Below are 9,631 nucleotides of genomic sequence, written 5' to 3'. Positions count from 1 at the left end.
GCTGGGCACGCCGACCACATCGCAGCCCGCAACATCGCCACACGCGGCATCGCGGGCTGGGCTGCCATCAACCAGCCACACGCTACCGACCTCCCCTCATCCAGACGGGACCGCGAGAGCAAACCACCAGATTCAACCAGTGGTAGTTGATCCCTTGACACTCCCAGCCGGGCCCCTGGGAATCTTCGATCCCATGCTGACTCCCTTCGAACGGAACGCCTGACCTGCGGGTTCCGGTTGAGGAGAGACATTATTCGTATTTTATTAATAATACAAGAGTGTTGCTGGGCGGTTTCCTGCGATTTCGTATGACATATGGGACTATGGGGTCTCGGTAGTGAAGGGGTGCTGAATGCACGATGACTTGCAGGCTGCCATCGAGGGTCTGGTGGCGGAGTTCGGCAGGCAAGTCAGCCAGGTCCGGGAGACACACGCTCAGCTCCGGGAGGTCACGGCCACCGTCTCCGACGGCAACGTGACCGTGACGGCGGGTCCGCAGGGCCGGATCGACGAGGTCGTCTTCCATCCCCGCGTCTACACCCGGTTCTCCCCGTCGGAGCTGGCCCAGGCGGTCCTCGACCAGATCACCGAGGCCAACGCGCGGGTCGCCGAGGAGTCGCGGAAGCTGATGGCGCCGCTCGTGCCCGAGGGGATGTCGGCCGAGCAGCTGTTCGGCGGCGAGTTCGACCTTGACCGGCTGCTTCCGGACACGCCACTCCAACGCGGGGAGAGTCGATGAGCGAGTGGGCGCAGGGGTTCGACGTCGCCTGGGGCCAGATGCGCAGGGCGGGCACGGACTGGTGCGCTCCCGCCGCCACCCTGCGTGAGGCGAGGGGGCTCGTGCAGTCCGTGCTCGACAGCGCCCCGTGGGGACAGGACCAGTACGGCCGGCAGTTCGCCGCCCGGTTCACCGGCACGCTCGAAGACCTGCTCGCCGACTTCCACCAGGGCGCGAAGAGCGTCGACGACCTGACGGAGCAGGTCGACACGGCGGCCCGCAACTACGAGCGGGCCAATCACCTGTATCCGCAGGTCTGAGGCGTGGATCTGAAGACCCTGCTCGGCCCCGCGTTCCCGTACGTGGAACCGGTACTCGGCTGGGTCGTCGGCATGGACTACCCGGAAGGCGACGGCGAGGAGAGCCTGGCGCGAGCCGCCGACCTGCGCAGTGCGGCCGGGATGTGCCGCACAGCGGGCGGCCAGGGGGACGAAGCGCTCAACCACGTGCTGGCCTACGCCGTCGGCCCCGCGGCCACCGCGCTGTGCGGCTACTGGGAGAAGTTCACCACCGATGATCCCGCGTACGTGGAGGAGCTGGCCAAGGCCTGCGAGGCGGCGGCGAAACAGCTCGAGTCATACGGCCTGGACACCGACTACACGCAGAAGTACATCGCGCTCTGTCTGATCCTGCTGGCCTTCCTGCTGCTGCGGTCCTACGCGTTCGGGCCCGCCACGGGCGGCGCCTCGTTCCTGTCCATCGGGCCCGCCTGCTCGATGGCCAGGCTGAACGTCAGGACGATCGCCAAGCTGCTGCTGATGAGCATCGCGTTCATGGTCGGCCTGGACGGCGGAACCCAGCTCTGGCAGTTCGCCGAGGGTAAGCGGCACGAATGGGACGGCGGCAAGACGGCCGCGGCGGTGGAGGGCGGGCTGCTGACCGGGCTGGCGTTCGCCGGGCTGGGCGGGATCCTCGCCAAGGTCGGCGGTCCGCGGCTGCTGGGCGGCGTCGTGCTGAAGGAGGAGCTGACGGCGCGCGAGCGGGTGGCCGCGTTCCTGACCCAGACCGTGGGCGGGGTGGCGGCCCAGAGCAGCGTGGCCTCGGTGATCGGCTCGATCCCCATGCTGTACGAGAGCGGCCCGCTCACTCCGGAGATGCTGGCCAAGGCGGCGGTGGCGGGCTTCGTGGGCGGCATCGACGGCAGGGCGGGCTACGCGGGCCCGCGGGCCGCCGACGGCCTGCGCATGCCGCGCCTGGGAGAGGCGCCGCGACTGGACGGCACCCGGCTGGAGGGCACGCGGGCGGAGGGCACCCGGCTGGAGGGCACGGGGCGTCCGGCTGATCAGCGGGCGCCCGCGTACCACTTCGGCCAGGACCCGCACGACGGTCCGGGCCGGCCGCCGCCCGAGGGGACCGGACGGGCCGAAACCGGCGGCGGCGGGACGGCCGTGCCGGTGCTCACGCCCAGGCACCGGGAGCTCATCCGGCAGAGCCGGCACGAGGTCGCCGCGGGCGTCTGGTACCGGGATCCGGGCCGGGCGGTCATGCCCAGCGCGGACATGCGGCTGCTGCGGCAGACGCCCGGTGTCATCAACGTGGGCATCCGCACCGACCGCCACGGGTTCTACATCGGTGACGAGCGGCTGTCGAGCCGCGACGTGGGCACGATGCTCGCCCACGACCCGGCCGTGCGGGCCGACCCCACCGCCAAGCTGCGCCTCCTGGGCTGCGACCTCGACCAGAATCGCGGCGCGGTGCGGCAGCTCGCCGACCTCACCGGCCGGGAGGTCATCGCGGCTGACAAGCTGGTCTACATCGGCGCCGACCGGCAGGCGCACACCGGGAGCATCCCTCAATACCGTGCCGACGGCCGGCCGATCTTCCGCGACGACGGCCAGTGGCACCACACCCGGCCGGAGCAGCCGCACCAGCAGCCGGCCGTCCCGGTGGACGTGCCCGGACCCCGCCACGAGCTCCCGCGCGGGCCGCTCAACGAGGAGACGCTGAAGGCGAAACTGGAGCAGGAGAAGCCGCAGCCCAAGTTCCTGGCCGGTGGCCAGCATGGAGTGGTGCAGACAGTCCGGTTCCGCGACGGAACCGTACTGATCCGGAAACTTCATCTCTACGGGCACGTCACGGTGAAAAAGGACCTGCTCGCCTCCCTCGTCGGGCGGATGATCGGCGCCCCCGTACCGCACGTCATCAGGGATCCGTTCAACCGGGACGCGGTCTACATGCAGTTCATGGACGGCGTCGACCCGTCCGAGATAAGGGGCGAGCTGTTGCCCTTCCACGAAAGCGCGGGGGGAAGGCGGCTCGGCCTGCTCGACGCCCTGATCGGCAACACCGACCGCAGGGGCGGCAACTGGCTCGCGCACGGGAAGGACGGGGTGGGCGGGATCGACCTCAGCAGGTCCTTCTCGTTCGGCCTCGACAGGATCGAGTACGCCCAGAACGACTTCGCCTGGCACTACATGGACGACGACGGCGAGTGGATCGACAACCAGCTCACCCGCGAGGACATCGACCTGTTCACCGAGCGGATCCAGGCGCTGCGGCCGGAGTTCGAGCGGCTGGGTCGCCAGGCGTGGCACGACGAGGTGCTCGACCGCCTGTACCAGATCGCCGACCACGCGACCGGTGACGTGCCGTTGACCCATGAGCCCGTCCACCACTTCGGCGGCTCCTGAGGTGACCGAACAGCTCATCAGCCTCTATGCGATCATCGGCTGGCAGCCGTCCGTTCTCGACAGGTGCCGTCCGGAGGGGAAAAGGCCATGATCATGGTCGCTCGGGTGTTCGACGGCGTCCGGGACGGGGTGCCGTGCTTCGAGCCCGGTCATCCGCTGGTGGACAGCCCAGAGGAGCGCGAACGGCTGGCCGGCTACCTGGAGGCGGGCACGCCGATCCTGGGCACCACCGGGCTGGACGTGGACCGGGTCGAGCCGGCGCGCGGCGAGGTGGTGCCGCTGAGCTTCCGCACCGACGGGACGTACGTCTGGACCGACACGGTCACCTACTACCTGCGCACCCACCACCTGCGGCCGGATCCGGAGCTGTGCGCGCACATCGCGGCCGGCGGGTACGTGTGCCCCGAGGTCGGCGAGGAGGCCGCCGCGCGGGTCCTCCAGGAGTTCTACCGGTTCTCCGCCGAGTCCGGATAGCCGATCGCGATTCTCCACGGGATCGCGGTTCTCTACGGGATCGCGGTTCTCTACGGGATCGCGGTTCTCTACGGGAACGCGGTTCTCGGCCGGGTCCGGACCGCCGATCGGGTGAACCTGTGCGGCCGGAGGTCCGTACCTCTACGCAGGACGGGTGTCGCGAGCCGAGGAGGTCTGCCACGTGGGCGTGCGTCGTCGCCGGATCGCGGGCGTGGCCGTCGTCGCGCTCGGCCTGCTCGCCGGCGGCCTGCTGCTGCCCGCCGCACCGGCCGGCGCCCATGGGGCGCTGGAGAATCCGCTCAGCCGGGCGGCGGCCTGCGGCACCGACAGCCCGCTGACGAAGAAGTCCCCCGCCTGCACTGCCGCCATGGCGGTGAGTGGTACGGAACTGCCCGACGAGTGGGACAACCTCAGGGTGGCGGACGTCGCGGGCCGGGACCGCGAGGTGATCCCCGACGGGAAGCTGTGCAGCGGCGGCATCGAGGGCTTCGGCGGCCTCGACCTCGCCCGTGCCGACTGGCCCGCCACCAGGCTGACGGCTGGAGCGGGGTTCACCTTCAAATATCGCGGCACGATCCCGCACAAGGGAACCTTCCGGCTGTACGTCACGACGGACGGCTACGACCCGTCTCGCGCGCTCAAGTGGTCCGACCTGGAGAAGCAGCCCTTCCTCAAGGTCACCGACCCGGCGATGGCGGACGGCTCGTACGTCATGAAAGGGCGGCTGCCCGCCGGCAAGAGCGGCCGTCAGCTGATCTACACGATCTGGCAGAACTCCGACACGCCGGACACCTATTACTCCTGCTCCGACGTGGTCTTCCACACCGCCAAGGCCGCCGCCGTACCCTCCGAGCCCGTACCGTCCGAACCCGCACCCACCGACCCCGCCGCTGCCGAGGCCGAACCCACCGACTCCACAGCCGACGAGTCCGCGGTTGCCGACCCCGCATCCGAGTCGGCGGCCGCCGCGGCCGCTCTCTCCGGGAGCGGGGGGAGCGGCGGGCTGCCGTGGGCGGTCGGCGGTGTGGCACTTCTCGCCGTCGCGGCCGGGGCGATCGTCGTCCTGACCCGAGCGAAGGGCCGCCGTCCTAGGTAGGGACCGAGAGGCGCCCGCCGCCCTAAGTAGAGGATCCTTCGGGTCTCCGGCTTCCCGAGGTCATCGGGAAGCCGGGACGCCGTCCGGTCAGCCCGTGGTGATGAAGCCGTCCGGGTTCACCACCACCGGGGACTCCAGGTAGAGGTCACGGTATTCGTCCTGGATGCCGCTGTTGTGGATCTGGATGGCCAGCGGGCCGGCCTGACCGGCGGTGGTGTCCTTGAAGGCCAGCACCTTCACCGCCGTACACGTGGGCGTGCCCGCCGTGATCGGGCAGCAGGCCATCTTCGCCTCGCCGGTGCTCTGGTTGGCCACGAGCTCGCACTGGCTCCAGTTGTGGATGTCCCACTTGGTGTGCGGGAACTGGGTGAACAGGCTGCCGCCGCCGTTGTTGTGACCGGGGCGGTAGTCCCAGTGGCCGCCGTTGGGCGGCTGGAACTGGATGGCGCTGAGGGCGTCCCTGATCGGCGTGGTGGTGCCCCAGATCAGCACGGTCGGCGCGTGGTCGCCGGTCACCTGCCGGACGCTGAAGATCCAGCGGAACGTGCCGGTCTGCTGCTTGTTGTAGTAGATCCAGCCTCGGCCCGCCGTACCGGTGCCATGGATGGCGTTGTCGCGTACGGTCCAGCCGGCCGCCGCGTGCGGGGTCCAGCCGTTCAGCGTGGTGCCGTCGAACATGGGGACCAGGTACGGGTCACCGTACGGGTTCTGCGCGACGGGGGTGTGGACGGTGAGATCGGGGCTCGGCGGGGAGGCGTTGCCGGCCGCGTCCCGCGCGACGACGTGGATGGCGTGGTCGGTGTCGGCGCTCAGGCCCGTACAGGTGCCCGTGGTGGTCTGTCCCGAGACGGTGCCGCACGCCCGCCCGTCGCCGAACAGGTCGTAGAAGGCGACGCCCACGTCATCGGCCGAGGCCGCCCAGGTCACCGTGACGCTCGACGAGGTGATGGCCGTCTGGCTCGGCTGGCCGGGGGCCGTGGGCGCGTGGGAGTCGATGGGGCCGGAGACCGTGAGCTTGTCGAGGTTGGGCCCGCCGGTGGCGGCCGTGGCGGTCGCTCTGACCGTGTTCGCCCCGGCGTTGAGCTGGGCGGTGATGGGGAGGTCGACCCAGGTGTCCCAGTTCGCCGTGGGGTTGAACGCCTTGCCGGCCGCGACCGCGGTGCCGTTGACCGAGATGTCCAGTGGGCGGTTCTCCTTCGTGCCGTTGGCGTAGCGCAGGGTCAGCGTCGCGGTGGCCGCCTCGGCTGCGTTCACGGTCCACTCGACGTAGCCGCCGGTGGTGTTGACGTAGTCGACGAAGCCGGTGCCGGTGAAGCCGGTGTGGTTGGTGGCCACCGCCGCCTGGGAGAGTACGGCGCTCTCCGCCTGGTAGGCGATGTCCTGGGTGCTGGAGGGGGTGACGTCGAGGAAGTCCAGGTTGGGGTTGCCATTGGCGGTGGTCGCGGTGACCCTGACCGTGTTGGCGCCAGCGCGCAGTGTCGCGGTGAGCGTGGCGGTGGTCCAGGTGTCCCAGGTGCCCGTGCTGGTGAACGCGTGGGCGGTGGCGATCGCCGTGCCGTTGACCGCGATGGTGGCGGGGCGGTTGGTGGTGGTGCCGTTCGCGTAGCGCAGGTCGAGGGTCGCGCTGCCGTCCGAGGGGGCGGTGACGGCGAACTCCAGGTAACTGCCCGAGACGTTGTCGCCGTTGACGTAGCCGGTGCCGGAGAAACCCGTGTGGGTGGTCTCCAGGACGCCCTTGGAGATCGTGGCGGCCTCCGCCTCGTACCGGTTGGTTGCTGCCTGCGCTACACCTCCGATCAATATCGTCGCCAGGAGGGCGAGTACGGCTAAGACAGGCACCGTTCTGGACATGGCGCAGCTCCCTGTGACGTGCGCTCGTTAATAAACTTTCCTAATATTTCTCGATATGACCACCGACGGTGAGGCTAGTCAATAGGTCGGATGTGTTCACTTGGAACGGCATGGAACGCCCCTTTGTCAGGAGATATCGCTACACAGGGGAAAGGCGCCCACATGGAACTGCGGACACGCTTCACCGAGGCGTACGGTCTGACCACCCCGATCGCGCAGGCCGGCATGGCGTTCGCCGGGATGCTGCCGGAGCTGGCGATCGCGGTGAGCGACGCCGGGGCGCTGGGGTCTCTCGGGGTGGGGTTGATGCCCACCGCCGCCATGGTCGAGACCATCGAAGCGGTACGGGCCGGCACGACCGGGCCGTTCAACGTCAACTTCGTCACCCCTTTCGCCAAGCCCGAGCAGATCGACGCGGTCTGCGCGGCCGGCGTCGCGGTGGCGTCGTTCCACTGGGGGCATCCGCCGAAGAGCTGGATCGGGCAGCTGCACGGCGCGGGCGTACGCGTCTTCGAGCAGGTCGGCTCGGTGGACGACGCCAAGCGGGCGGTGGACGACGGGGTGGACGTCGTGGTGGCGCAGGGGCTGGAGGCGGGCGGGCACAATTACGCGACCCTGCCGACGTTCGCGCTGGTCCCGCTGGTGGTCGACGCTGTCGCCCCGGCGCTGGTCCTGGCGGCCGGCGGGATCGCGGACGGCCGTGGGCTGGCCGCCGCGCTCATGCTCGGGGCCGACGGCGCCTGGATCGGTACGCGGCTGGTGGCCACGACCGAGTCGGCGGCGCACGAGGGCTACAAGAGCCGCCTGGTGACGGCAAGGGGCACCGACACCGCGCGCACGCCGGTGTTCGGCCCGGAGCATCCGGCGTTCAATCCGACGCGGGTGCTACGTAACCGGGTCGTCCGCGAGTGGCACGACCGGGCGGACGAGGTGCCGCGCGACACCTCGGGGCTGGAGGTCATCGGGCACACGGTGGTCAACGGAGAGCCGGTGGAGATGCACAAGTTCTCCTTTCTGGTCCCGATGCGCGGCCTGACGACCGGCGACCTGGAGGAGATGGCACTGCTCGCGGGTGAGGGCGTGGGCCTGGTCGACTCGATCGAGCCGGCGGGCGTGGTGATCGACACGATCACCACGCAGGCCCGCGCCGCCCTCGACCGCTACCGGGCGGTCACGGGCTAGCGTCACCAGTTGGCGGGCAGTCCCGGCGTGGTCGCGGGCAGGGCACGGCCGGGCGGGTGGATGACGTACACGATGCCGCCGCTGCTGGAGCTGCGCAGCCAGACGTTCTCGAACGCGGCCCGCGGATAGACGTGCCGCACGGCGTCGTCATCGGCGGAGGCGGGGTCGTTGGCGACCACGTCACCCTCGGCGGTGAAGCCGACGATCACCATGATGTGCCCGTTGGTGCCGTACCCGGCGCCCGGCAGCTCGCCCTTCTTGAACGACTGCGAGGTGATGACCGGGATTCCAGCGCTGATCAGCTTCTCCAGCTCGGTCAGTGTCCGCAGGCGGGTGACGAAGCCGTCCATGCCGTAGCGACCGGCGTAGGCGGTGTTGAACGGCCAGTTGCCCGCGCCCTGGTAGGCGTGGTCGTAGGAGAAGCGAGCGGCGTAGTCGACCTCCGGATCGGGATCGGACGGATCCACCCAGGAGGTGTCCTGCGCGCTGGGCCACTTGTCCCAGTAGCCCAGGACCATCGTGGTCGAGGTCGGGCTGCACCAGGCCTGACCGCCGCCGTCCCATTCCGGGTAGTGGCCTTCGTGCACGTTCTGGGAGCGACGCGGCACGGCCAGCTCGGTGCCCCACGCGCCGCCGCCCGGGCTGACCGGCACGGTCTTGCGCTCGGGCACGTTCGAGGCCATCGCGCCCAGCGTCCGTACGGTCGGCGTCACGGCGGAGCCGGGCGTCCGGTACAGGGTGAGGCGTAGCTGGTAGGCGTTGATCTGCTTGTCCGCCGCCGCGACGAACGTGTCCACGGAGACGGTGCCGTCGGCGTCGGCCTGCCCGGGCACTGAGGTGCGGCGGATGTCGCCCTCTCCGTACGCCCAGCGGCCGAGCACGTACCACTTGCTCAGCCCGGCCGTGTGCCGGGTGCGCGCCTCGACCTGCAGCCAACTGCCCGCCGGGAGGTCGGCGGTCCAGGATGCGATCAGTTCGGTGGCGGCGAAGCCGATCGGCGACTCCGGGCCGGTCCAGCGGGCGTACTCCCAGCTCTTGGTGCCGAGCGCGTCGGTGTAGGTGGTGGTGCCGACCGCGGCGGCGAACGACAGGCCCTCGCCGATGGCCGTCCCTTCGGGCGTACCGGTGGCGAAGTCGGCCCGTTGATAGACGACGTCCGTCGTGGCCGCCGCGGGTTTCGTGGCGGCGAGGCCGGTCGCGGGAGCCGCCAGGGTCGCGGAAACCAGGACGGTGGAGAGGAGTACGGTCAGCGCGCGCATGAACCTACCTTGCTTGGACGGCGCTCGATGCGGCAGACAGTAGACATAGAGGGCATACAACGCATCGGAAAATGTACGTACGCGCACTGTCCGCTATCTCGGCGCGGGCTCCGCTCGGGCTCTGCTCAGGCTCTGCTCAGGCTCGCAGGGCCGCTCGGCGCTCCAGCCGGGGCAGCCGCATGGTGACGGTGAGACCGCCCTCCGGCCGCGCCTCGGCGGTGACAGTGCCGCCGTGCGCGTCGACGATGGCCCGGACGATCGAGAGTCCCAGCCCCGCGCCACGCGCCGACCGCACCCGGTCGCCCTGCAGCCGGCGGAACGGCTCGAACAGGTCGTCCACCTCGTACGGCGAGACCTGCGG

General features: G+C 70.2%; 9 protein-coding genes. 6 read left to right on the top strand and 3 right to left on the bottom strand.

Annotated elements, in window-relative coordinates:
• The first annotated feature begins 352 nt into the window (after positions 1-352).
• The 5 genes from AB0L53_RS59025 to AB0L53_RS59005 all read left to right on the top strand — a co-directional run bounded on the left by AB0L53_RS59025 (position 353) and on the right by AB0L53_RS59005 (position 4,978).
• Positions 353-739 (top strand): YbaB/EbfC family nucleoid-associated protein, encoded by a 387-nt coding sequence (locus AB0L53_RS59025; RefSeq protein WP_364015804.1) that lies wholly within the window; start codon positions 353-355, stop codon positions 737-739.
• Positions 736-1,038: a hypothetical protein gene (locus tag AB0L53_RS59020; RefSeq protein ID WP_364015801.1), complete on the top strand. Its 303-nt coding sequence runs from the start codon at positions 736-738 to the stop codon at positions 1,036-1,038. The genes AB0L53_RS59025 and AB0L53_RS59020 overlap by 4 nt, the downstream gene beginning before the upstream one ends.
• A 3-nt stretch (positions 1,039-1,041) precedes the next feature.
• Positions 1,042-3,408 carry a hypothetical protein gene (locus tag AB0L53_RS59015; protein ID WP_364015798.1) on the top strand — a complete coding sequence of 789 codons (2,367 nt, stop codon included), beginning with the start codon at positions 1,042-1,044 and terminating at the stop codon, positions 3,406-3,408.
• Positions 3,409-3,495: 87 nt separating this feature from the next.
• Positions 3,496-3,882 (top strand): hypothetical protein, encoded by a 387-nt coding sequence (locus tag AB0L53_RS59010; RefSeq protein ID WP_364015795.1) that lies wholly within the window; start codon positions 3,496-3,498, stop codon positions 3,880-3,882.
• Positions 3,883-4,063: 181 nt separating this feature from the next.
• Positions 4,064-4,978, top strand: coding sequence for a lytic polysaccharide monooxygenase (locus AB0L53_RS59005; RefSeq protein ID WP_364015792.1), 915 nt, complete (start codon positions 4,064-4,066; stop codon positions 4,976-4,978).
• An 87-nt stretch (positions 4,979-5,065) separates the two neighbouring features.
• Here AB0L53_RS59005 and AB0L53_RS59000 read toward each other — a convergent pair whose 3' ends face one another.
• Positions 5,066-6,829, bottom strand: coding sequence for a CBM35 domain-containing protein (locus AB0L53_RS59000; RefSeq protein WP_364015789.1), 1,764 nt, complete (start codon positions 6,827-6,829; stop codon positions 5,066-5,068).
• Positions 6,830-6,991: 162 nt separating this feature from the next.
• On the opposite strand from AB0L53_RS59000, the gene AB0L53_RS58995 reads away from it, so the two are divergent.
• On the top strand, positions 6,992-8,011 hold the full coding sequence (locus tag AB0L53_RS58995; RefSeq protein WP_364015786.1) for a nitronate monooxygenase: 1,020 nt from the start codon (positions 6,992-6,994) through the stop codon (positions 8,009-8,011).
• Between the two features lie 2 nt (positions 8,012-8,013).
• Here the strand turns inward: AB0L53_RS58995 and AB0L53_RS58990 are convergent, their stop codons facing one another.
• Both AB0L53_RS58990 and AB0L53_RS58985 read right to left on the bottom strand, forming a co-directional pair.
• The gene (locus tag AB0L53_RS58990) at positions 8,014-9,270 is read right to left on the bottom strand and encodes a C39 family peptidase (protein ID WP_364015783.1); all 1,257 of its coding nucleotides are present in this window, start codon (positions 9,268-9,270) and stop codon (positions 8,014-8,016) included.
• A gap of 136 nt (positions 9,271-9,406) precedes the next feature.
• Positions 9,407-9,631 (bottom strand): sensor histidine kinase (locus AB0L53_RS58985; protein ID WP_364015780.1); only part of this gene is annotated, 225 nt, incomplete at its 5' end.

The organism is Nonomuraea sp. NPDC052129 (assembly GCF_040680095.1).
Taxonomy (GTDB): Bacteria; Actinomycetota; Actinomycetes; order Streptosporangiales; family Streptosporangiaceae; genus Nonomuraea.
This window is presented reverse-complemented; position numbering and strand designations above follow the sequence as displayed.